General features: G+C 61.9%; 16 protein-coding genes. 7 read left to right on the top strand and 9 right to left on the bottom strand.

Annotated elements, in window-relative coordinates; translation table 11 throughout:
• On the bottom strand, nucleotides 1-1,221 hold a 1,221-nt coding region (gene ccoN / locus NAV32_RS15565), incomplete at its 3' end, for a cytochrome-c oxidase, cbb3-type subunit I (RefSeq protein WP_256053705.1).
• A gap of 81 nt (nucleotides 1,222-1,302) precedes the next feature.
• Here ccoN and NAV32_RS15560 point away from each other — a divergent pair.
• Nucleotides 1,303-1,986 carry an alpha/beta family hydrolase gene (locus NAV32_RS15560; RefSeq protein WP_256053704.1) on the top strand — a complete coding sequence of 228 codons (684 nt, stop codon included), beginning with the start codon at nucleotides 1,303-1,305 and terminating at the stop codon, nucleotides 1,984-1,986.
• On the opposite strand, the gene NAV32_RS15555 is transcribed toward NAV32_RS15560, so the two are convergent.
• Together NAV32_RS15555 and acnA are read right to left on the bottom strand one after the other, a co-directional pair.
• Entirely contained in the window at nucleotides 1,987-3,555 is a 1,569-nt protein-coding gene (locus tag NAV32_RS15555) for a methyl-accepting chemotaxis protein (protein WP_256053703.1), read from the bottom strand.
• 218 nt (nucleotides 3,556-3,773) lie between these two features.
• A complete protein-coding gene (acnA, locus tag NAV32_RS15550; RefSeq protein ID WP_256053702.1) occupies nucleotides 3,774-6,452 on the bottom strand; it encodes an aconitate hydratase AcnA in 2,679 nt (892 codons plus the stop codon).
• 223 nt (nucleotides 6,453-6,675) lie between these two features.
• Here acnA and tusA point away from each other — a divergent pair, with 223 nt between their 5' ends.
• Nucleotides 6,676-6,927: a sulfurtransferase TusA gene (gene tusA / locus NAV32_RS15545; protein WP_256053701.1), complete on the top strand. Its 252-nt coding sequence runs from the start codon at nucleotides 6,676-6,678 to the stop codon at nucleotides 6,925-6,927.
• Nucleotides 6,928-6,970: 43 nt separating this feature from the next.
• On the opposite strand, the gene NAV32_RS15540 is transcribed toward tusA, so the two are convergent.
• The 4 genes from NAV32_RS15540 to coxB are packed head-to-tail and all read right to left on the bottom strand — an operon-like array spanning nucleotide 6,971 to nucleotide 11,575.
• Nucleotides 6,971-7,798 carry a cytochrome c oxidase assembly protein gene (locus NAV32_RS15540; protein ID WP_256053709.1) on the bottom strand — a complete coding sequence of 276 codons (828 nt, stop codon included), beginning with the start codon at nucleotides 7,796-7,798 and terminating at the stop codon, nucleotides 6,971-6,973.
• Nucleotides 7,795-8,154 (bottom strand): hypothetical protein, encoded by a 360-nt coding sequence (locus NAV32_RS15535; RefSeq protein ID WP_256053700.1) that lies wholly within the window; start codon nucleotides 8,152-8,154, stop codon nucleotides 7,795-7,797. The genes NAV32_RS15540 and NAV32_RS15535 overlap by 4 nt, the downstream gene beginning before the upstream one ends.
• On the bottom strand, nucleotides 8,154-10,685 hold the full coding sequence (ctaD, locus tag NAV32_RS15530) for a cytochrome c oxidase subunit I (RefSeq protein WP_256053699.1): 2,532 nt from the start codon (nucleotides 10,683-10,685) through the stop codon (nucleotides 8,154-8,156). Before ctaD ends, NAV32_RS15535 begins: the two co-directional genes overlap by 1 nt.
• Complete coding sequence (gene coxB, locus NAV32_RS15525) at nucleotides 10,682-11,575, bottom strand: cytochrome c oxidase subunit II (RefSeq protein WP_256053708.1); 894 nt, start codon at nucleotides 11,573-11,575, stop codon at nucleotides 10,682-10,684. The genes ctaD and coxB overlap by 4 nt, the downstream gene beginning before the upstream one ends.
• 135 nt (nucleotides 11,576-11,710) lie before the next feature.
• Here coxB and NAV32_RS15520 point away from each other — a divergent pair, with 135 nt between their 5' ends.
• Nucleotides 11,711-12,175: a DUF2231 domain-containing protein gene (locus tag NAV32_RS15520; RefSeq protein WP_256053698.1), complete on the top strand. Its 465-nt coding sequence runs from the start codon at nucleotides 11,711-11,713 to the stop codon at nucleotides 12,173-12,175.
• Between the two features lie 56 nt (nucleotides 12,176-12,231).
• On the opposite strand, the gene NAV32_RS15515 is transcribed toward NAV32_RS15520, so the two are convergent.
• Nucleotides 12,232-12,645 carry a CopD family protein gene (locus NAV32_RS15515; protein ID WP_256053697.1) on the bottom strand — a complete coding sequence of 138 codons (414 nt, stop codon included), beginning with the start codon at nucleotides 12,643-12,645 and terminating at the stop codon, nucleotides 12,232-12,234.
• A 123-nt stretch (nucleotides 12,646-12,768) separates the two neighbouring features.
• Nucleotides 12,769-13,620: an ion transporter gene (locus NAV32_RS15510; protein ID WP_256053696.1), complete on the bottom strand. Its 852-nt coding sequence runs from the start codon at nucleotides 13,618-13,620 to the stop codon at nucleotides 12,769-12,771.
• A gap of 232 nt (nucleotides 13,621-13,852) precedes the next feature.
• On the opposite strand from NAV32_RS15510, the gene moaA reads away from it, so the two are divergent.
• The 4 genes from moaA to ligA all read left to right on the top strand — a co-directional run bounded on the left by moaA (nucleotide 13,853) and on the right by ligA (nucleotide 22,508).
• A complete protein-coding gene (gene moaA, locus NAV32_RS15505) occupies nucleotides 13,853-14,848 on the top strand; it encodes a GTP 3',8-cyclase MoaA (RefSeq protein ID WP_256053695.1) in 996 nt (331 codons plus the stop codon).
• A gap of 425 nt (nucleotides 14,849-15,273) precedes the next feature.
• A complete protein-coding gene (gene smc / locus NAV32_RS15500) occupies nucleotides 15,274-18,759 on the top strand; it encodes a chromosome segregation protein SMC (RefSeq protein ID WP_256053694.1) in 3,486 nt (1,161 codons plus the stop codon).
• Between the two features lie 180 nt (nucleotides 18,760-18,939).
• Nucleotides 18,940-19,761, top strand: coding sequence for a cell division protein ZipA (zipA, locus tag NAV32_RS15495; RefSeq protein ID WP_256053693.1), 822 nt, complete (start codon nucleotides 18,940-18,942; stop codon nucleotides 19,759-19,761).
• A 380-nt stretch (nucleotides 19,762-20,141) separates the two neighbouring features.
• Entirely contained in the window at nucleotides 20,142-22,508 is a 2,367-nt protein-coding gene (gene ligA / locus NAV32_RS15490; RefSeq protein ID WP_256053692.1) for an NAD-dependent DNA ligase LigA, read from the top strand.
• The last annotated feature ends 217 nt before the right edge of the window (nucleotides 22,509-22,725 follow it).

The following is a 22,725-nucleotide window of genomic DNA, read 5'->3' as shown; positions in this document are numbered from 1 at the left end:
ACCCTGGGCGATGCCGTTGACCCACATCGAGGCGATGTAGAGCACGGTGCCGATGGTGGCCAGCCAGAAGTGACCGTTGATCAGACCGATGCTGTACATCTGCTCGCGACCAAACACTTTCGGGATCAGGTGATACAGCGCGCCGATGGATACCATGGCTACCCAGCCGAGGGCGCCGGCGTGTACGTGGCCGATGGTCCAGTCGGTGTAGTGAGACAGGGCGTTGACGGTCTTGATGGCCATCATCGGACCTTCGAAGGTCGACATGCCGTAGAACGCCAGCGAAACCACCAGGAAGCGCAGGATCGGGTCGCTGCGCAGCTTATGCCAGGCGCCCGACAGGGTCATCATGCCGTTGATCATGCCGCCCCAGCTTGGCGCCAGCAGGATCAGCGACATCACCATGCCCAGCGACTGCGCCCAATCCGGCAGCGCGGTGTAGTGCAGGTGGTGCGGGCCGGCCCAGATGTACACGGTGATCAGCGCCCAGAAGTGCACGATCGACAGGCGATAGGAATACACCGGACGTTCGGCCTGCTTGGGCACGAAGTAGTACATGATCCCCAGGAAGCCGGCGGTCAGGAAGAAGCCTACGGCGTTATGGCCGTACCACCACTGCACCATCGCATCGGTTGCGCCGGCATAGATCGAGTAGGACTTCATCGCCGTGACCGGGATTTCCAGGTTGTTGACGACATGCAGAATGGCGACGGTCAGAATGAAGGCACCGAAGAACCAGTTACCGACATAGATGTGTTTGACCTTGCGCGTGGCCAGCGTGCCGAAGAAGACGACCGCATAAGCCACCCAGACGATGGTGATCAGAATGTCGATCGGCCACTCCAGTTCCGCGTATTCCTTGGAGCTGGTAAAGCCCAGCGGCAGGGAAATCGCGGCCAGCAGGATGACCAGTTGCCAGCCCCAGAAGGTGAACGCGGCCAGTTTCGGTGCGAACAGGGTGGTTTGGCAGGTGCGCTGGACGGAGTAGTAGGAGGTCGCGAACAATGCGCAGCCACCGAAGGCGAAAATCACCGCGTTGGTGTGCAAGGGTCGCAAGCGCCCGAAACTGGTCCAGGGTAGGTCGAAGTTAAGTCCGGGCCACGCAAGCTGTGCTGCGATGAAAACGCCGAGCCCCATCCCGACGATTCCCCACACCACCGTCATGATGGCGAATTGGCGGACCACCTTGTATTGGTAGGCGGTACTGGTTGCTGTGTTCATGTATGGGCTTCCATCCACGGTAATGAGCGTTTTTTGTTGCGTGTAAGCAGTTGTTTCTTTCAATAGAAAGCGGGGGCAAGCATGGGGAAAGGGCAAGTGGCCGGTATTGATCGGGATCAATACACGCAGGGGGTTGAAATTCCATTTGTCCGGGTGGATAGCCCGCGTGATAAGGCCTCTGCGAGCTTAATCCTGGCGCACGGGGCAGGCGCGCCGATGGACAGCCCGTTCATGCAGGCGATGACCGAGCGCCTTGTGGCGCGTGGGATCGAGGTGGTTCGTTTCGAGTTTGCCTACATGGCAGCGCGGCGGCTCGATGGGCGCAGGCGGCTACCGAATCCACAGCCCCGGTTGCTGGAGCAGTGGCGCGATGTGCATGCTCTGGTGCGACAGCAGACCGCAGGCAGGCTGGCCATCGGCGGCAAGTCCATGGGGGGAAGAATGGCCAGCCTGCTGGCTGACGGGTTGCAGGCCGATGCGCTGATCTGCCTGGGTTATCCCTTTCATGCTGCAGGCAAGCTGGAGAAGCCACGGGTAGCGCATCTTGCCGAACTGCGCACGCCCACCCTGATCATTCAGGGTGAGCGCGACGCCCTCGGTGACCGCCAGACTGTGGCCGGCTACGCGCTGTCACCAGCAGTTGAAATGCACTGGCTGAGCGCTGCCGACCATGATCTGAAACCCCTGAAACGCTCGGGCCTGACCCATGATCAGCACCTCGACAGTGCTGCGCAGCGGATCGCCGATTTCCTGCAGTCGCTCTGATCAGCGGTTGAAGCGCTCCACCAGTTCGTTCTGTGCCTGCGCGGTTGCGGCCAGGTCCTCGGAAAGCAGCGCTGTGCTCTGCGCGTCTCCCAGGGTTTGATCGGCCAAACGGGCAATATTGCTGACGTTGCGGCTGATCTCATCGGCCACTGCACTTTGCTGCTCGGTGGCTGAAGCGATCTGTGTCGCCATGTCGATAACGCTTTCCACGGCGGCGCCAATGCCGGCGAGTGCCTGGTCAGCCTCTTTTACCTGCTCCACGCCCACACTTGCCTGGGCTTTGCCCTGCGCGGTGGCTTCCACAGCCTGGCGTGCCTGGGACTGGAGTGTTTCGATCAACTGATGGATCTGCCCGGTGGCGGCTGCGGTACGTTGGGCCAGCTGGCGGACTTCATCGGCAACCACCGCGAAGCCGCGCCCGGACTCCCCTGCACGTGCGGCTTCAATGGCGGCGTTGAGTGCGAGCAGATTGGTCTGATCGGCAATGCCCTTGATGACATCCACCACCGTGCCGATTTCATCGCTGTTGCGTGCCAGTTCGGTAACGGCATCACCGGCTGCGCTCACGGTGTTGGCCAGCAATTCAATGGCCTTGCGGGTTTGCGCGCTGGTTTCGCGCCCCTGACTGGTTAATCTGCTGGCCTGTTCAGTGGCGCTGGCAGTCAGCGCCACATTGCCGGCTACTTCCTGGGTGGTTGCGGCCATCTGGTTGATTGCCGTGGCCACCTGTTCGGTTTCATGCTGCTGACGCGCCAGGCCGCCGGAACAGCTATGTGCCAACTCATCGGCACGCATGGCTTGCTGTTGAAGCTGTACGGCACTGTCCTGCAGGCGTGTCAGGCAGGTCTTCAGGCGTGCATGCTCGCTAAGCATTGCCATCTCCAGCCGGGCTTCGGCGCCGCTGCTGTCCGTATACATTTGAGCAATCAGCGGGTCGCTCAGTGATTGCTCAGCCAGGCGTACCAGGCGGTTCGTGCCGCGCATCTGCCAGTGACGGCCAGCAAGACCCAGCGGAATGGAAAGCCCGACAGCCAGTACTAACGCCCAGGCATGATCAAGCCAGGCGCCCACTGCGAAGCCGATCAGACTGGTGAGGATGAAGGGTAGCCAGCCGACGACGAAAGGCATCCATGTGTCCCGCAATGGCACACCGCGCTTGCCGGCATTGAGCCGTGCATAAAGTGCTTCGGCGCGTTTTATCTGTTCGGGAGTCGGTTTGGTGCGCACCGATTCGTAGCCCGTGACCTGGCGTTGCATGTCCAGTATCGGTGTCACATAGGCGTTGACCCAATAATGGTCGCCATTCTTGCGGCGGTTCTTGACGATGCCCATCCAGGGCCGGCCATCCTTGAGCGTCGCCCACATATGGGCGAATGCGGCAGCGGGCACATCTGGATGACGGATCAGATTGTGCGGCGCGCCGATCAGTTCGCTACGCTCGAAGCCGCTGACTTGCGCAAAGATATCGTTGCAGTAGGTGATCTGGCCTTTGAGGTCTGTGGTGGAAATCAGCCGTTGCTGGTCCGGGAACGCGTATTCGCGCTGTGTGATGGGCAGGTTGTTTCGCATGCGGGAGGGACGCCTGGCAGTCTGATTATTTTTTATTATTTATATAGGGGATAGAGCACTCTTGGAGCGCAGTTATAGAGTGCTTGCGGATTGACGTCAAAAGATAATGCCTGTTCGACCAGCCCTTTATCGGCAGTCAAACCAACAACTTAGGTAAAAATCGGACCAACGGGTCAGTGTTGCAACGCCTGCAGGGCGCAGGCGTTGCCAGCGAGCGGCTATGACGCCTTGATCAGCTGCCGCAACACATAGTGCAGGATGCCGCCTGCCTTGAAGTACTGAACCTCATTGAGCGTATCGATGCGGCACAGGGTCTGGAACGCATCCCGTGAGCCATCGCTGCGTTCCACCTCGATGGTCAGCAGCTGGCGCGGCTTGATAGCGTCGTCCAGGCCGCGGATCGAGAGTTTCTCGCTGCCGCTCAGGCCCAGCGATTTGCGTGTCTGCCCGTCAAGGAACTGCAGGGCCAGTACGCCCATGCCGATCAGGTTTGAGCGATGGATGCGCTCGAAACTCTCGGCAATCACGGCTTTGATCCCCAGCAGGTTGGTGCCCTTGGCTGCCCAGTCGCGGCTCGATCCGGTGCCATACTCCTGGCCGGCGATGACTACCAGCGGTACGCCTTCGGCCTGGTAGCGCATGGCGGCATCGTAGATCGACAGCTTCTCCCCGCCTGGCTGATACAGGGTGTTGCCGCCTTCCTCACCGCCGAGCATTTCGTTGCGTATGCGGATGTTGGCGAAGGTGCCACGCATCATCACTTCATGGTTGCCCCGGCGCGAGCCATAGGAGTTGAAGTCTTCCGGCTGCACGCCCAAGGACTGCAGGTACAACCCGGCCGGCGAGCTGGCCTTGATGTTGCCGGCAGGGGAGATATGGTCGGTGGTGATGGAGTCGCCGAACAGCGCCAGTATGCGGGCGTTCTCGATATCGGTGAGCGGTGCAGGCGGCTGGCCGATGTCCTCGAAGAACGGCGGATTCTGCACATAGCTGGAAGCGGCGTTCCACTGATAGGTATTGCCGGCAGTGACGGGAATCTTCTGCCAGTGTTCGTCGCCACTGAACACGTCGGCATAGCGGCTGCGAAACATCTCACCGTCGATGTTGGCGACTGCTCCGGCAATCTCTGCGCTGCTTGGCCAGATGTCCTTTAGAAAGACCGGCTGGCCCTGCGGGTCGTGGCCCAGCGGCTCCTTGTTCATGTCGATGCGGGTTGTGCCGGCCAGGGCGAAAGCCACCACCAGTGGCGGCGAGGCCAGCCAGTTGGCCTTTACCATCGGATGCACGCGGCCTTCGAAGTTGCGGTTTCCGGACAGCACAGAGGACACGATCAGATCATTGTCGGTGATGGTTTGGCCGATGGCATCCGGCAGCGGGCCGGAGTTGCCAATACACGTGGTGCAGCCGTAACCCACCAGATTGAATCCGAGCTGATCCAGATACTGCGTCAGACCAGCGCGTTCCAGATAGTCGGTGACCACCTTCGAGCCAGGCGCCAGCGAAGACTTGACCCAGGGTTGGCGCTTGAGGCCGCGCTCGATCGCTTTCTTCGCCACCAGGCCTGCCGCCATCAATACGTTGGGGTTGGAGGTATTGGTACAGGAGGTGATGGCGGCGATCACCACGGCACCATGCTTGAGCGCAAAATTTTCGCCAGCGACGGCAAAGTCCGTTTCCGTTTGCTGCTGGCGACCACTGGTTTGCAGCAGCAGATCGAAATTCGCGCCGATGTCGCCAAGCGTCACCCGGTCCTGGGGTCGTTTGGGGCCTGCAACGGATGGCAGCACCTGGCTCAGATCCAGCTCCAGGGTGGCGGTGAAGACAGGGTCCGGCGAGTCACTGTCGCGCCACATGCCTTGAGCCTTGCTGTAGGCCTCGACCAGCGCGATGCGTGCTTCATCACGGCCTGTCAGGCGCAGGTAGTCGAGGGTTACCTGATCCACCGGGAAGAAGCCGCAGGTGGCACCATACTCCGGCGCCATGTTGCCGATGGTGGCGCGGTCGGCCAGGGGCAGATGATCCAGTCCCGGGCCGTAGAACTCGACGAATTTGCCCACCACACCCTGCTTGCGCAGCATCTGGGTGACGGTCAGCACCAGGTCGGTGGCGGTGATGCCTTCATTGAGTTTGCCAGTGAGGCGGAAACCGACCACTTCTGGAATCAGCATCGATACAGGTTGGCCGAGCATGGCCGCCTCGGCTTCGATGCCGCCGACGCCCCAGCCCAGAACGCCCAGGCCATTGATCATGGTGGTGTGCGAGTCGGTGCCGACCAGGGTGTCGGGGTAGGCGTAGGTCTCACTGTGTTCATCGCGGGTCCAGACGACCTGGCCAAGGTATTCGAGATTGACCTGATGGCAGATGCCGGTCCCCGGCGGCACAACCCGGAAGTTGTCGAAAGCCTGCTGACCCCAACGCAGAAACTCGTAGCGTTCGCCATTGCGCTGCATCTCGATCTCGACGTTCTGCTCGAAGGCCTGGTCGCTGCCGAAGCGATCGACCATCACCGAGTGATCGATCACCAGATCGACTGGCGACAGCGGATTGATTCGCTGCGGATCGGCACCGGCGCGGGACACCGCATCACGCATGGCGGTCAGGTCCACCACCGCCGGCACGCCGGTGAAATCCTGCATCAGCACGCGAGCGGGGCGGTACTGGATTTCGCGCTCCGAGGTGCGCGCCTTCAGCCAGCTCGCCAGCGAATTGAAGTCATCGGCGCGTACTGTGATGTCGTCTTCCCAGCGCAACAGGTTCTCCAGCAGTACCTTGAGCGAGGTTGGCAGGCGGCTGATGTCGCCCAGGGTCTTCGCCGCTTCAGGCAGGCTGTAATAGAGGTAGGTCTTGCCGTTGACATCAAGGCTTCGACGGCAATTGAGGCTGTCCAGGGATCGCATTGGTCTCTCCTTGCGCCCGCACGGTCGGGCTGACTGAGGTCGGGGCCTTGGTTGAATCTAGTCTCTGAGGGGCTGTTTGGCCATGTGTTTACTGGACAGGGCCGGCCACCCGGGGGTTCCCCTCGCGATCATGAAGCCTGGTTTTTGTGTCAATTGCGGATATCCGGGCGGTGACGCTGCGCGGCATCTGGGCGACAATGCCGGCCTCTTTTCTGGAGTCTGTATGTCTCGATCAGCCGAACTGCCCGTCGATGCGGTGCTCGATGCCAGCGGCCTCAATTGCCCCGAGCCGGTGATGATGCTGCACAACAAGGTGCGTGCCCTGGGCGGTGGCGAGCTGCTCAAGGTCATCGCCACCGATCCGTCTACCCAGCGCGATATTCCCAAGTTCTGCGTTTTCCTTGGCCATGATCTGGTCGAGCAGCAGGCAGAGGAAGGCACCTACCTGTACTGGATTCGCAAGAAAAGCGATTGAGGCGCGGCGCTTATGCTCCTACAAGAATCTCAGCCTGCAGCGCTTATCGCGATAAGGCGCCGGCCTCCTGCCGTCGCCACATCCGTTTCAGCCAGCGCCAGGTGATCCAGCCGGCGCCCAGCAGATAGATCAAGCCGCCCGGCACCCACATGATCAGCCCGGCCAGTTGCTGGTCGGCTACGTCCCGGGATTCGCCATAGAAGGGTGTGCTGGCGAACGTCAGCAGAGCGCCCAGCAGCCCGGTATGCATCAGTGTGAGCAGGTTGGCCATCAGGGCCTGTGGCACCTGTTTTGGGTTGGCGCGCAGGGTCGACCACCAGAACAGCCAGGCAGTGAACAGGAAGCAGGCATGCTCGATGGCGTGCCACCAGAGATTGTCCAGCGCGAGCAGGTACAGCCTTGGGGTGTGCCAGATCCAGATGATCGCGCCGTGCAGCATCGCCAGCGCCACCGGATAGCGCCCCCAGCGCAGAATGGTGCTCCACACCGGCTGTGCCACGCGACCGGTGACGGCGCGCCATTGCGGCAGAGGTCGCGCCAGTGCCCACATGGGCGCGATTACCACAATGAACAGCATGTGCTGGGTCATGTGCCAGCTGGTGCTGGTTTCCGCCCAGTCGTCGATGGGGCCAAACACGGCGAAAGCCACCAGCAGCATGGCCGCGTGGAACCAGGCGGCTTCGCTGCGCCGGGTCGGAATGCGCCGGCTGCCGAGTATGTACAGGCCCCAGGCCGTGGCGAGGATGAATGCGGTGATGAACAGTGGCGCGCGCTCGACGAAGTGTCCGTCGAACAGGCCGTGGGCCAGCGCCGGTTGCGGCAGCAGCCCCGTCAGGAGCAGCGTCAGGCGCCAGCGGCCACTGGACGTCATATGCATGGTGGCAAAAACGCGAGTTGCAGCCCGATAAACAGGGTGGACAAGGCCGCAATGAGGTGAATGCCCGCGGCGAGCCGGGTGACGAACAGTTGTCGTTCGTCCAGTTCGTACGGCGGGCGTGACAGCTGCCAGGCGCGATGTCCGAGCCACAACAGCAGCGCGACCACTGCCAGCGTGGCAAGGCCGAAGCTTGCGTTCAGCCAGTTGAAGATGCCCTGCGCTGGATCAGGCGGGCTGATGGCGCAGGCGACGCCGTGAGCACCGTAGATCCCGGCAAACCAAACACTCCAGATGATCAACCCGAGGACTATCTGGATGGGATGCAGGCGTGAGGTTCGGCGTTGCTTCATCAGGCGCCTCCCCAGGTGCTTGGAAACAGCACGATGGCGGCATAAGCGCTCCATAGCACGCCCAGGTTGTAGTACCAGAGCTGTTCCACCACCACGGTTTCGTAAGGTGCGTGCAGCCCGACATAACCCTTCATCACCCGCCATGCCTGCAGGATGGTCAGAATGGTCGCCAGGGCGCAGTGGATCAGGCTGTAGCTGAGCATCACGAAGATCACCGCATCATGTGCGGTTTCGGTTATGTCGAGGTTGGCGTCCAGCAGCAGCCAGAGCAATGCCGCACATTGCACCAGGCCCAGGCCCGCGCTGATGCACAGGTCGCGCAGCAAATGCACGGAGGTGCCCCGGCGCAACTGTGCCGGCACTCGGCGCATCCACAGGGTGCCAACTGTCAGCAGCAGGGCGCTGGCGAGCATCAGCCAGCCATTGAGCTCGGACTGCTCCGGCACCTGCCATTCGGGCGAAACCGTCCACAGGTAGAACCAGCCGAACAGCAGGCACAAGTACAGCGCGCCATTGGCCAGCAGTGTCACGCCCATGCCCCAGAGGCCGGGACCGTCGAAGGTGCGCGAATGCAGCGGCGGCTCGCCCGGCTGGGTGCGGGCATCCGGTGCGGCGTTCGGATGGGTGCCGTTTTCCCAGGACCAGCGGAGCAGCGCCACCAGAGTTGCCACTGTCGCGGCGAGGGCTATCCAGTACGCCTTGTTCAACAGGCTCAGGCAGAGCGCGGCAAGAAACAGCGAGGCGATGAAAGGCAGCCAGCTGTTGCCGGGCAGATGGATGATTTCACGCACCTTGCCGGTCAGGGGATCGACGCCCCAGGTTTCCCGGCGACCATGGTCGATGGTTTTCAGCGCGTGTTCGCCGCGCGCGATGCTGTCGGGAAGATTCGGGTCCTTCCACAAGGGATGGCGATCATCGATTTCCGGCAGGCTGACGAAGTTGTACGGACTGGGTGGCAGGCTGGTGGCCCATTCCAGGGTATCGGCGTTCCAGGGGTTCTTTTTCGCCGGCTGGCCGAAACGAAAATGCAGCAGGATATCCAGCAGGATGGTGGCGATGCCGATGGCCATGATGAAGCTGCCGATGGACGACACCAGGTTGGGTATGTCCCAGCCCAGGCCGGTGTCGTAGGTGTAGACCCGCCGCGGCATGCCGATCAGTCCTGTCCAGTGCATGATCAGAAAGGTCGTATTGAAGCCGATGAAGACCAGCCAGAAGCCCCAGCGGCCCAGTCGCACCGAAGGCATCCGCCCGGAAAAGTGCGGCAGCCAGTAATAGAGTCCGGCCATCAGCGGGAAAAACATGCCGCCGACCAGCACATAGTGCATGTGCGCGACCACGAAATGGGTGTCGTGCACCTGCCAGTCGAAGGGCACCAGCGCCACCATCACGCCGGTCAGTCCACCGGCGACAAACACGATCAGAAAGCCCACCAGCCAGAGCATTGGCACGTGATAGACCGGCCTGCCCAGCCACAGCGTGGCGATCCAGGCAAAGATCTGCACCCCGGTGGGGATCGCCACCAGCATGCTGGCCGCCGAGAAAAAGCCCAGCGCCAGAGCAGGAATGCCGACCGTGAACATATGGTGGACCCACAGCCCGAAGCTCAGGAAACCCGTGGTCAGGACGCCCATCACCACCCAGCGATAGCCCACCAGCGGTCGCTGGCAGAACACCGGCAGCAGCGTCGAGACGATGCCTGCGCCCGGCAAAAAGATGATGTACACCTCCGGATGGCCGAACAGCCAGAACAGATGCTGCCAGAGCAACGGATCGCCACCGCGCGCCACATCGAAGAACGGCAAGCCGGCGGCGCGCTCCAGCTCCAGCAGAATGCTGCCCAGGATCAGCGGCGGGAAGCCGATGACGATCATCATCGCCATCACCAGGATGTACCAGGCGTAGATCGGCATCTTGTGCAGCGCCATGCCGCTGGCACGGGTGCGCAGGATCGATACCACCAGCTCGACGCCGGCGCTCACCGCAGAGATCTCCACGAAGGTGATGCCCAGCAGCCAGAAATCCGAATTGACCCCCGGCATGTGCGCCGAGCTCGACAGCGGCGTGTACATGAACCAGCCGGCCTTTGGCGCCACGCCAAGGAATACGCTGGACAGCAGGATGATGCCGCCGAACAGGTAACAGTAGTAGCCCAGCGCCGACAGGCGTGGGAAGACCAGGTCCCGCGCGCCGAGCATCTTCGGAATCAGGTAGACCGCCAGCCCTTCCATCATCGGCACGGCGAACAGGAACATCATCACCGAGCCATGCATGGTGAAGATCTGGTTGTAGACATCCGGCTCCATCAGCACATAGCCGGGCAGGGCCAGCTGAGTGCGGATCAGCATGGCCATCAACCCGCCGATCAGAAAGAACACGCCCCCGGTAATCAGAAACCGCAGGCCGATGGTGGTGTGGTTGACGATGGTCAGCGCCTTCCAGCCGCGCGGGTTGCCCCAGACGTCGTTGAACTGGTCGTGCAACTGATCCGGGTCCGTGGCTGGCGCCTTGCTTTGGTCGAAATAGCTCATGGCGCAAGCGTCTCCAGCCAGGCAGCAATCTGTTCGAGGGTGTCTGCCGGCACATCGTCATGGGCCGGCATGGCGTTGCCGAATTTCAGCGTCTTGTGCTCGTGCAGCCAGCGCCGCAGACCTTGCTCATCATTGTCGATCACCCCGGCCCCGAGGCTCGGGCGGGTCGCCAGATCGCTCAGGTCCGGCGCCCGATTGCCGTCACTTATGCCTGCCACGCGGTGGCACTGCCCGCAACGCTCCGCGAAGACCTCGCCGGCAGCGCCGGGTGCGGGTTGCTCAACGCTGAAATCCTCCCGCGCAGCGATCCAGTCCTCGAAGCCCGCGGTTGTCATCGCTTCGACGTGAAGCTTCATGTGGGTGTGCTGCAGGCCGCAGAATTCCGAGCACTGGCCATGGAATATCCCCGTGCGGTCCGCCTCGATACGGATGACGTTGGTCCGCCCCGGCATCATGTCCATCTTGCCGCCCAGTCGCGGAACCCAGAACGAATGCACCACGTCGGCGCTGGTCACATGCACATCGATCAGGCGTTCGGCGGGAATGATCAGTTGATTGGCGGTGGTGACACCGCTGTCGGGGTAGTGAACCTCCCACCACCACTGATGGCCGGTGACTTCGACTTTCAACGGCTGCTCGCCGTCGACCGGCAGCGGGATCATGCCGCGTCCGGTGGGAATGCCGAAGATCAGCAGCACGACGATACTGGCGCTCGGCAGTATCAGGCCACCGCCGATGATCCACTGGCGGTTGATCCGGCTGGCCTGTTCCGCGCTGACCGTGCGCGGCTTGCGCAACATGGCGTAGATCCACAGCGCACTGACCACCAGCAGCACCAGCGTGGCGAAGGCAAACATGCCCCACCAGACATTCGCCACCTGGCGCGCCATCGGGCTGGCCGGGTCGAGCGCCGACAGCGGGCCGCCACAGGCGCTTAGCCAAGGAACTGCCAGCGCCAGCGTGGTCCATTTCAAGAGGCCACCGGTTCGCATGGCCCGTTTTTCCGTTTGCCACTGGAGGGCCGAATGGCCAAGTTTCGAGATTCCATCCATAGCCGCGCCGCGATTGCCGGACATCCGCTGCACCCGATGCTGATTCATTTCCCTGTCGCCGCATTGACTGCGCTGCTGCCGGTCGATCTGGCGCACCTGTGGACGCTGGATGATTTCTGGTGGCGTGCCGGCCTGTGGCTGGCTGGTGTCGGCGCGCTGGGGGGCTGGGTCGCCAGCCTTTTCGGCCTGATCGATCTGCTCACGGTGAACGAGATTCGCCAGAAGATCACCGCCTGGTGCCACGCCATCCTCGCCGTGATGATGCTCTCGCTCGCCTCGCTCAACTGGCTGCTGCGCTACCAGAACGACGGGCAGAACATTTACTTCTGGGGCCTGTACCTGTCGGCCATCACCGCCGTGCTGATCGCCCTGGCGGCCTATCTTGGCGGGCGCCTGGTCTACGAGCACGCGGTAGGCGTCGATCTGGACAAGGTCTGAGGGGTGATGTGCCTTGGGTTCGGTCATGGGCGCTTGCCGGGTTATTCGTCGTGGGGTTAGAAAGGCTTGGCCAGGACCAGCCAGAGCGTCGCTGTGATAAATGCCGCGATAAACACGCCAAGCACGCGACACTGGATGCTGGCGCTCCGCTCTGGAGAGCGTTCGATGCGCAGTACCAGTACGCCGCAAAGTGCGTGACACAACACCATGCCGGCCACTGTGGTGAGCTTGACGATCAGCCAGCCGGCGACAAGCCCGTCACGCAGGAAAATCGCACTGCCCGAGCCAATGGCGACCAGCGCTGCCGGCGTGGCGATCAGGTTGAACACCATGCGCGTCAGGTGGGCATGGTCCCGATAGAAAAGAGGATCACTGCGTCGGGTGCCGGCGGCGATAAGTGCCGGCAGATACAGCAGGGCGCCGCACCAGCACAGCAGGCTCGCGAAGTGCAGCAGTTTGAGCAGGGGCATTCGCGTCTCCATCCAGCCCACGGCAGGTCAGAGGTTGTGACAACCTTGTACCGGGGCGGTTCGGAGCCAAATGCAGGGTGTCGCGCCAGAGCGGCCAGCCTTCAAGGCCGTGCAAGACTGGCGTCAGGCTTCGGTGTCGGCTTCAACCCGCTTGAAGAGCTGGCTGCCACAGCGACTGCAGAACGATGCGTTGGGTTCGTGACTGATCTTTTCGCAGCTCGGGCAACGATGCTGCATGGTGTCCGCACGCATGGCTGTTGCCAGTTCGGCGGTAAAGATGCCGGTGGGTACCGCGATGATCGAGTAGCCCGTGATCATCACCATGGTCGCGACCGCCTTGCCCATCGGTGTATGCGGGACAATATCGCCAAACCCGACTGTGGTGATGGTGACTACCGCCCAATAGATGCTCATCGGGATGCTGGTAAAGCCGTTTGCCGGCCCTTCAATCACATACATCAGGGTGCCGTAGATCAGCACCATTGTGGTCACACTGAGCAAGAACACGATGATCTTCTGCTTGCTCCCACGCAGTGCGACCAGCAGGAAGTTTGCCTGGCTCAGGTACTGGGTCAGCTTGAGCACGCGGAATACACGAAGCATGCGAATAGCCCGTACCACCAGCAGGTATTCGGCGTCAGGAACCAGCAGGGCGATGAACGCCGGAACCACCGAGAGCAGATCGATTGCGCCATAGAAACTGAAGACATACTTGCGCGGTTCGGGGTGGCAATAGATGCGCAGCAGATACTCGATCAGGAAAATGAGGGTGAACATCCATTCGAGACTGTCCAGCAACACGCCATGGCGGTCGCGGTAAACAGCTATGCTATCGAACATCACCACAACGAGGCTGGCGAAGATAACGACCAGCAACCAGGTGTCGAAGCGCTTCCCGGCCGGTGTGCTGGTGAAGAAGATGATGATGTACAGGCGTTCGCGCCAGCTCATCGCCTGGAGGGCGTCGTTGTCCATGTGCTGCTCCCGGAAACTGATGACAAAGTATCTCCGAGTTCGATCGGTTCGCGAAACGATCGTTGCAGTTGCCCGGAATGTGCGCCGCAATCGAAAGGTGTCCTGATGGCCTCTGCGCCCGCCTGGGTGAATTTATGGCGCTTGCGCCTGGTCAACCATTGGCCCTGAACTTTGCTTCTCATGTGCATCGGGAATAGTCTTACCCATGCGCATCATGCCGCTGGAGAGCTAAATGCCGGATTCACAGTTGGTCGACCCTTTCGGCCGGCGCATCACCTATCTGAGACTCTCGGTCACGGATCGCTGCGACTTTCGCTGCACCTACTGCATGAGCGAGGACATGGTGTTCGCGCCGCGCGCGCAAATCCTGACGCTGGAAGAGCTGTATGCAGTTGCCGACGCGTTCATTGCGCTGGGCGTCAAACGGATTCGCGTGACCGGCGGCGAGCCGCTGGTGCGCAAAGGGCTGCCCGATCTGCTGGCGCGCCTCGGTGCGCGTGAGGAGCTGGAAGACCTGGCGATCACCACCAATGGCTCGCAACTGCCGACGCTGGCACCGGTCTTACGGGCTGCCGGTGTCAAACGGTTGAATATCAGTCTCGACTCGCTCAAGCGTGAGCGCTTCGCCGAACTGACCCGTCGTGACAAGCTTGACCAGGTGCTCGAAGGCATCGATGTCGCCCGTCAGGCAGGCTTTCGCCGGATCAAGCTCAACAGCGTGATACAGAAGGGCCGCAACGATGACGAAGTGCTGGATCTGGTGAATTTTGCTGTCGAGCGCGGCCTGGATATCAGCTTTATCGAAGAAATGCCGCTGGGGAGCATTTCCAGCCATCAGCGTGAGATCACATTCTGCTCCAGTGAAGAAGTGCGCGAGCGTATCGAGGTGGGCCACAGGCTGGTACGCAGCAGCCACACCACCGGCGGCCCGTCGCGTTACTGGCAGGTGGCGGACAGCGAAACCCAGGTGGGCTTTATCTCGCCACACAGCAACAACTTCTGCGGCAGCTGCAACCGTGTGCGCGTTACCGCCGAAGGCAAGCTGGTGCTCTGCCTGGGGCATGAGGGCGCACTGGACCTCAAGAGCCTGATGCGCCGTTACCCCGGCGACCGCGAGCGCCTGCGCCAGGCGCTGGTTGATGCGCTGCAGCTCAAGCCGGAAAAACATGAATTCCGCACCGACGAGCAGGTCCAGGTGGTGCGCTTCATGAGCATGACCGGCGGCTGATTTCATAGGCTATGCCCCGGTTAGCTGTTGCAAGCCCTTGAGATGTAAGCAGCCTTCTGTGGGAGCGGTCGGGCGGCGTTCCGCTTCAGCCACGAATCTCGCGGATAAATCCGCTCCTACTACAGCAGGGTTGCTCCACCAACACGCAACTGGGACAGAGCCATCCAATAGGGCGGGTGCCGGCTGTTTTCTCTGGGAACGGGCCATGCGCGTGATCGGCTCTGCGCTGTGGTGTTGGTCTTTTCCGCAGGCATGGCCTGCTCCTGCCGGTGTGGCAGCCTACCGCCAAACCTTGAGAAACCCCTCCTGCAAGGTGCCCCGGCCAGCGTGATAAACTCCGCCGCTTTCACGCTGCCAGGAATTGCGATGTTCACGGCGATCCTGCTTGCTCATCTTCCCGTTGACCGCCACGGATAAGGCCCCGCATGCGTCTGAAAAGCATCAAACTTGCCGGCTTCAAATCCTTCGTCGATCCCACCACGGTCAGCTTTCCGAGCAACATGTCTGCCGTGGTCGGCCCGAACGGCTGCGGTAAATCCAACATCATCGATGCGGTGCGCTGGGTGATGGGCGAAAGTTCGGCGAAGAACCTGCGTGGGGAGTCGATGACCGATGTCATCTTCAATGGCTCCAACACGCGCAAGCCGGTGACCCAGGCCAGCATCGAGCTGATCTTCGACAATTCCGACGGCAGCCTGACCGGGGAATACGCGGCCTTTGCGGAAATCTCCATTCGTCGCCGCGTCACCCGCGATTCGCAGAACACCTATTTCCTCAACGGCGTGAAATGCCGCCGTCGCGACATCACCGACATCTTCCTCGGCACCGGTCTCGGGCCGCGCAGCTACTCGATCATCGAACAGGGCATGATCTCCAAGCTGATCGAGGCCAGGCCCGAGGACTTGCGAAACTTCATCGAGGAAGCCGCCGGCATCTCCAAATACAAGGAGCGCCGCCGCGAAACCGAGAACCGCATCCGCCGCACACACGAAAACCTGGAGCGCCTGACCGACCTGCGCGAAGAGCTGGAACGCCAGCTCGAACGCCTGCACCGCCAGGCGCAGTCCGCGGAGAAGTATCAGCAATACAAGGCCGAGGAGCGTCAGCTCAAGGCGCAGCTGTCGGCGCTGCGCTGGCAGGCGCTGAACGAGCAGGTTGGCCAGCGCGAGCAGGTGATCGGCGATCAGGACGTGGCGTTCGAGGCGCTGGTGGCCGAACAGCGCAATGCCGATGCCAGCATCGAGCGCCTGCGCGACGGTCACCACGAGTTGTCCGAACGCTTCAATCAGGTTCAGGGGCGTTTCTATTCGGTGGGCGGCGATATCGCGCGGGTCGAACAGAGCATCCAGCACGGCCAGCAGCGTTTGCGGCAGTTGCAGGACGACTTGCGCGAAGCCGAGCAGGCGCGCCTGGAAACCGAATCCCATCTGGGCCACGACCGCACCCTGCTGGCCACTCTCGGCGAAGAGCTGGCGATGCTCGAACCCGAACAGGAACTGGCCGGCGCAGCAGCGGAAGAAACCGCCGCGCAACTGGAAGCAGCCGAAACCGCCATGCAGCTTTGGCAGGAGCAATGGGAGCGGTTCAACCAGCAGAGCGCCGAGCCGCGTCGTGCCTCCGAGGTGCAGCAGTCACGTATCCAGCAGCTCGAACAGAGTCTCGAACGTCTGGCCGAGCGTCAGCGACGTCTTGAAGATGAGCGCGCCTCGCTGGCCAGCGACCCGGAAGATGCCGCGATGTTGGAAATGGGCGAGCAGCTGGCCGTCAGCGAACTGAATCTGGAGGAGCTGGCCGCTGCTCAGGAACACACCGAACAACAGCTGGAACAACTGCGCGAGCAGCTGCAGGGTGCTGCTCGGGCGCAGCAGCAGGCGCAGGGCGAGCTGCAGCGCCTGAATGGCCGCATCACGTCGCTGGAGGCTTTGCAGCAGGCGGCGATGGACCCCGGCAAGGGCGTGTCCGAATGGCTGCGCGAACATCAGCTTGACCAGCGTCCACGCCTGGCCGAAGGGCTTCGCGTCGAGCCGGGCTGGGAACTGGCGGTCGAAACCGTGTTGAGCGCGGATCTGCAGGCGGTGTTGCTGGACGGCTTCGACGGCCTCGATATGGGTGGTTTCGAGCAGGGTGATCTGCGTCTTGTCAGTCCGTCGACCAGCATATCCATTGCCGGCAGCCTGCTGGACAAGGTCGAGTCCGCCACGGACCTTTCGTCCTGGTTGGGCCGGGTGCGGCCGGTGGAGACGCTTGATCAGGCGCTGGCTGGTCGTGCTGCGCTGGTTGATGGCGAAAGCCTGATCAGTCGTGATGGTTATTGGGTTGGGCGGTATTTTCTGCGAGTGCGGCGTGCCGCCGAGGCTGAGTCCGGATTGCTGGCGCGAGGGCAGGAACTGGAGCGGCTGCAGGACGAGCGTGATGAGCGCGAAGCCGATCTGGAGTTGCAGGACGAGCGCCTCGATCAGCAGCGCGAGGCGCAACGTCAGCTGGAGGAAGAACGCGAACAGCAGCGTCGCCGTCAGCAGGATGAAGCCCGTCAGCAAGCTGAACTCAAGGCGAAGCTATCGGCCAGTCAGGCCCGGCTGGAACAGCTGAGTGTGCGTCGTCGTCGTCTGGACGAAGAGCTTGCCGAACTGGCCGCACAGCGTGGCCTGGAAACCGAGCAGCTGGCCGAAGCGCGCCTGCAGTTGCAGGACGCGCTTGATGCCATGGCGCTGGACACCGAGCAGCGCGAGGTGCTGCTGGCAAGCCGCGATGGTCTGCGCGAAAAGCTCGATCGGGTACGCCAGGAGGCCCGACAGCACAAGGATCAGGCGCATCAGCTGGCGGTGCGTGTGGGCTCGCTCAAGGCCCAGCACGACTCGACCCGCCAGGCCCTTGAGCGTCTCGAACAGCAGTTCGAGCGAGCAATTGAGCGTCGCGAGCAGCTCAGCCTGAACCTGGAAGAAGGTGAGGCGCCTCTGGAAGAGCTGCGCATGAAACTTGAGGAGCTGCTTGAACGGCGCATGGGCGTGGAAGATGAGCTCAAACTGGCCCGACTGGCGCTCGAAGATGCCGACCGTCAATTGCGTGACGCCGAGAAACGCCGGACCCAGGCCGAACAACAGGCGCAACTGGTACGCGGCCAGCTCGAACAGCAACGCATGGAATGGCAAGCGCTGAACGTGCGGCGAAAGGCACTGCAGGATCAGTTGCATGAGGAGGGTTACGACCTGCACGGCGTGCTCGCGACTCTGCCGGATGGCGCGAGCGAGGCGGAGTGGGCCGCCGAACTGGAGCGTCTGGACGCGCGCATCCAGCGTCTGGGCCCGATCAACCTGGCGGCTATCGACGAATATCAGCAGCAGTCCGAGCGAAAACGCTACCTGGACGCACAGAACGATGACCTCAGCGAGGCGCTGGAAACGCTGGAAAACGTCATTCGCAAGATCGACAAGGAAACCCGCAACCGCTTCAAGGAAACCTTCGACCAGATCAATGCCGGCCTGCAGGCGCTGTTTCCCAAGGTTTTCGGCGGTGGCAACGCTTATCTGGAACTTACCGGGGAAGATTTACTCGATACCGGGGTGGCGATCATGGCGCGTCCACCGGGCAAGAAGAACAGCACCATCCACCTGTTGTCGGGCGGCGAGAAGGCACTGACGGCATTGGCGCTGGTATTTGCAATCTTCCAGCTCAACCCGGCGCCGTTCTGCATGCTCGATGAAGTGGATGCGCCGCTGGATGACGCCAACGTCGGTCGCTATGCGCGGCTGGTCAAGGAAATGTCGGAGACCGTGCAGTTCATCTACATCACGCACAACAAGATCGCGATGGAAATGGCTGACCAGTTGATGGGCGTGACCATGCACGAGCCGGGTTGCTCGCGTTTGGTTGCTGTCGATGTCGAACAGGCCGTGGCACTTGTAGAGGCCTGAGGTGTGGCCGCGTCAGCCGGGGAGGGTTTGTAGCGGTGGCTTATAAAAGAGAGGCGGCAGCGGTGCACATCTACCGTTCGTCGTGCTAGTTTAGAGCGCAATTTTTACGATGCGCAGATTGGCCTGTTCAGCGGCTGTTAATTTGCGTCTTTATCATCGAATTCAGGGGTTTACGCATTAATGGATATCGGTCTGCGCGAGTGGCTGATCGTCATCGGCATCATTGTCATCGCCGGCATTCTGTTCGATGGCTGGCGGCGGATGCGCGGTAGCAAGGGCAAGTTGAAATTCAAGCTGGATCGCAATATTGCCAATAGTTTCCCCGACGACGATGAGACCCATGAAGTGCTCGGCCCGCCGCGCGTCATAAACCGTAACAGCGAGCCGGCGCTGGACGAGGACGATCTGCCGTCGATCAGCGCGCGGGATAACGGTAATCGCCGCACCAGCGAACCTCACCAGGGCGACTTGCATTTTTCAAGTGACGAGCCGGTGCCGACGCTGCTCAATCCGGTTGCCGATGAATATGACGAGCCGGAAGGCAAAGAGCCCGAGCAGGAGCTGCCACCTGTCGAGGAAGTGCTGGTCATCAACGTCATCGCCCGTGATCCGTCCGGCTTCCGAGGCCCGGCGTTGCTGCAGAACATTCTGGAAAGCGGTCTGCGTTTCGGTGAAATGGACATCTTCCATCGCCACGAAAGCATGGCCGGCAACGGCGAAGTACTGTTCTCCATGGCCAATGCGGTCAAGCCCGGCACTTTCGATCTGGACGACATCGACCATTTCACTACACCTGCGGTGAGCTTCTTCCTCGGGTTGCCAGGCCCGCGTCATCCCAAGCAGGCCTTCGACGTGATGGTCGCCGCTGCTCGCAAACTGTCTGCCGAGTTGAACGGCGAGCTGAAGGACGACCAACGCAGCGTCCTCACCGCACAAACCATCGAGCATTACCGCCAGCGCATCGTCGAATACGAGCGCCGCAAGATGACGGTCAAGCGTTAAAAGCCGATAAGAGCGCTGGAGGCTTCACGGCCCTTGTAGGGTGGATGTCGTTTTTTACATCCACCGTGACTCCGCTCGGTGGATCGCCACCCGGTGGATCGGTGAAGCGTGATCCACCCTACGAACAAACGAGCTGTAGGGGCGGGCCACGCCCGCGAACAAGCCATACTCTGACGCGGAATCATTCGCGAGCATGGCTCGCTCCTACGGTGTTGCGCGGCGGTATGCCGAGGGGACGTGACGCGACCGGCTAATCCCCTATGTGGGAACGGGCCATGCCCGTGAAGCTGCTAATCCAGGTGCAGGTGCCCACACGCTGTAGCCAGCCTTCCAATCGACTAGAATCCACACCCTTCATCACCTCGCTACGGCTCCGTCATATGCCTTCCGCCCAAACTGCTGCCGAGCGCATCGCCGAACTGCGCAGCGAAATCGACGCCCACAACTACCGCTACTACGTCCTCGACGAACCCAGCGTTCCCGATGCCGAATACGACCGCCTGTTCAATGAACTGAGAGCGCTGGAAGCCGAGCATCCCGAGTTGGTGACACCCGAATCGCCCACCCAGCGTGTTGGCGGCGAGGCGCTGGCGGCGTTCGATCAGGTGCGCCATGAAATACCGATGCTCAGCCTCGGCAATGCCTTCGAGGAACAGCACCTGCTCGACTTTGACCGCCGAGTGCGTGAAGGGCTGGATCTGCCAGCGGGTGATCTGTTCGGTGATGGCGCGGAAGTTGACTACAGCTGCGAGCCCAAACTCGATGGCCTGGCGGTGAGCCTGCTCTACGAAAACGGCCATCTGGTGCGTGGCGCCACCCGTGGCGATGGCAGTACTGGTGAGGACATCAGCGCCAACGTGCGCACCGTGCGCAATATCCCGCTCAAGCTGCACGGGGCCGGCTGGCCGGCAGTGCTCGAAGTGCGTGGCGAAATCTACATGCCGAAGGCCGGCTTTGAGGCGCTTAATGCACGGCAGCTGGAAAGCGGCGCCAAGCCCTTCGCCAACCCACGCAACGCCGCAGCAGGCAGCCTGCGCCAGTTGGATTCGAAGATCACCGCCAGCCGTCCGCTGGAGCTGTGCGCCTATGGCGTGGGCCGTAGCGACGGCGAATTGCCGGGTACCCATATCGGCATTCTCAACGCGCTGAAAGGCTGGGGCTTGCCCATCAGCCGCGAGCTGAAGCTGGCCAAGGGTGTTGCTGAATGCCGCGCCTACTACGATGCCATCGGTGCAAAACGCGATGCGCTGCCCTATGAAATCGACGGCGTGGTGTTCAAGGTCAATTCCGTGGAACAGCAGCGCGAACTGGGTTTTCGCGCCCGCGAACCGCGCTGGGCCATCGCTCACAAGTTTCCGGCGCGTGAAGAAATCACCGAACTGCTGGATGTGGAATTTCAGGTGGGCCGCACCGGCGCTATCACCCCCGTGGCGCGGCTCAAACCGGTGCAGGTGGCAGGCGTTACTGTCTCCAACGCAACCCTGCACAACATGGATGAAGTCGCGCGCCTGGGCGTGATGATCGGCGACACCGTAATCGTGCGCCGCGCCGGCGACGTGATCCCGCAGATTCTCGGCCTCATCCCCGAACGCCGCCCCGCCGATGCCCGTGCCGTACAGGTGCCCGAGCAGTGCCCGGTGTGCGGTTCTGCAGTCGAGCGCACCCAACTGATCAAGCGCAGCAAGGGCCGCGAGTCGCTCAGCGAAGGGTCGATCTATCGCTGCGTCGGCCGTCTGGCCTGCCAGGCGCAACTCAAGCAGGCAATCATCCACTTCGTATCGCGCCGCGCCTTGGAAATTGACGGCCTGGGCGACAAGATCGTCGAACAGCTGGTGGACAAGGGGCTGGTCAATTCCCCGGCGGATCTCTACTGCCTGACCCATAAGCAGGTCATCGAGCTGGAAGGCTTTGCCGAGGTGTCCACGCGCAACCTGCTCAACGCCATCGACGCCAGCCGTAAGCCAACGCTGGCGCGTTTCGTCTATGCGCTGGGCATTCCCGATGTCGGCGAGGAAACTGCCAAGTTGCTGGCACGCGCACTGGGCTCTCTGGAGCGCATTGGTCGCGCACTACCGGATGTGCTCGTCTACCTGCCAGAAGTGGGCCTTGAAGTCGCCCATGAAATCCACAGCTTCTTCGAAGACGAGCACAACCGCACGGTCATCGCCCAACTGCGCGAACGTGGCGTCGAGCTGCAGGAGGAGGGCGAGCTGCATCCCGAATTCGCCGCCTGCGCCACCCTGGCTGGCTTGATCGACAAGCTGAACATCCCCTTTATCGCCAGCACCGGCGCAAAACGCCTGGCGGATCGCTTCGGCAGCCTGGAGGCAATCATCGCCGCCGGCTGGCTCGACCTGCGTCAGGTCGAACGCCTAACTGAAAAGGCTGCTCGCTCCCTGTGCGATTACTTCGACAACCCCGAAAACGCTACCCGCGCCCGCACGATCGAAGCGCAATTGCGCGAATTCGGCATGCACTGGGAGAGCGAGCGTAAGGAAGCCGCAGGCCTGCCACTCGCCGGCCAAACCTGGGTCCTGACCGGCACCCTCGAAACCATGAGCCGCGACGAAGGCAAAGCCCGCCTAGAAGCCCTCGGCGCCAAAGTCGCCGGCTCTGTATCAGCCAAAACCAGCTGTGTGGTTGCGGGGCCGGGTGCGGGGTCGAAGCTGGCCAAGGCTAATGAGCTGGGGCTGGAGGTGCTGGATGAAGAGGTGTTTCTGGAGCGGTTGGCGGGGTTGGAAGGGTAAGGCGCAGGGTTAGGAGCTTGTTGGAAAGCGTGCGGCTTCCTGACCAGAGAAAAAGCTCCGGAGCACACCACCTGGGTGCTACATAGAACCCGGTGGTTCCCACGCTCCTTCGTGGGAACCGGCTTGGGACGCTCTGTGCCGCTGCAACACGAAGCGGCTCTGGTTGCGTTCCGACGCGGAACATCGGGAAGATCGATCCTGCCTGCAGGACCGGGCC

Origin of the sequence: Stutzerimonas stutzeri, from assembly GCF_024448695.1 — a bacterium.
Taxonomy (GTDB): Bacteria; Pseudomonadota; Gammaproteobacteria; order Pseudomonadales; family Pseudomonadaceae; genus Stutzerimonas; species Stutzerimonas stutzeri_T.
Note: the sequence above shows the minus strand (reverse complement) of the source record. Positions and strands in the feature narration are given on the sequence as shown.

What these genes read in the sequence shown, in the direction of transcription:
- NAV32_RS15555 (WP_256053703.1), bottom strand. Translation starts at nt 3,555, where the DNA reads ATGCGAAACAACCTGCCCATCACACAGCGCGAATACGCGTTCCCGGAC.
- NAV32_RS15535 (WP_256053700.1), bottom strand. Translation starts at nt 8,154, where the DNA reads ATGAAGCAACGCCGAACCTCACGCCTGCATCCCATCCAGATAGTCCTC.
- ligA (WP_256053692.1), top strand. Translation starts at nt 20,142, where the DNA reads ATGCCTTCCGCCCAAACTGCTGCCGAGCGCATCGCCGAACTGCGCAGC.
- NAV32_RS15560 (WP_256053704.1), top strand. Translation starts at nt 1,303, where the DNA reads ATGGGGAAAGGGCAAGTGGCCGGTATTGATCGGGATCAATACACGCAG.
- NAV32_RS15510 (WP_256053696.1), bottom strand. Translation starts at nt 13,620, where the DNA reads ATGGACAACGACGCCCTCCAGGCGATGAGCTGGCGCGAACGCCTGTAC.
- NAV32_RS15515 (WP_256053697.1), bottom strand. Translation starts at nt 12,645, where the DNA reads ATGCCCCTGCTCAAACTGCTGCACTTCGCGAGCCTGCTGTGCTGGTGC.
- coxB (WP_256053708.1), bottom strand. Translation starts at nt 11,575, where the DNA reads ATGGCGCGCCAGGTGGCGAATGTCTGGTGGGGCATGTTTGCCTTCGCC.
- ctaD (WP_256053699.1), bottom strand. Translation starts at nt 10,685, where the DNA reads ATGAGCTATTTCGACCAAAGCAAGGCGCCAGCCACGGACCCGGATCAG.
- moaA (WP_256053695.1), top strand. Translation starts at nt 13,853, where the DNA reads ATGCCGGATTCACAGTTGGTCGACCCTTTCGGCCGGCGCATCACCTAT.
- zipA (WP_256053693.1), top strand. Translation starts at nt 18,940, where the DNA reads ATGGATATCGGTCTGCGCGAGTGGCTGATCGTCATCGGCATCATTGTC.
- acnA (WP_256053702.1), bottom strand. Translation starts at nt 6,452, where the DNA reads ATGCGATCCCTGGACAGCCTCAATTGCCGTCGAAGCCTTGATGTCAAC.
- NAV32_RS15540 (WP_256053709.1), bottom strand. Translation starts at nt 7,798, where the DNA reads ATGACGTCCAGTGGCCGCTGGCGCCTGACGCTGCTCCTGACGGGGCTG.
- tusA (WP_256053701.1), top strand. Translation starts at nt 6,676, where the DNA reads ATGTCTCGATCAGCCGAACTGCCCGTCGATGCGGTGCTCGATGCCAGC.
- NAV32_RS15520 (WP_256053698.1), top strand. Translation starts at nt 11,711, where the DNA reads ATGGCCAAGTTTCGAGATTCCATCCATAGCCGCGCCGCGATTGCCGGA.
- smc (WP_256053694.1), top strand. Translation starts at nt 15,274, where the DNA reads ATGCGTCTGAAAAGCATCAAACTTGCCGGCTTCAAATCCTTCGTCGAT.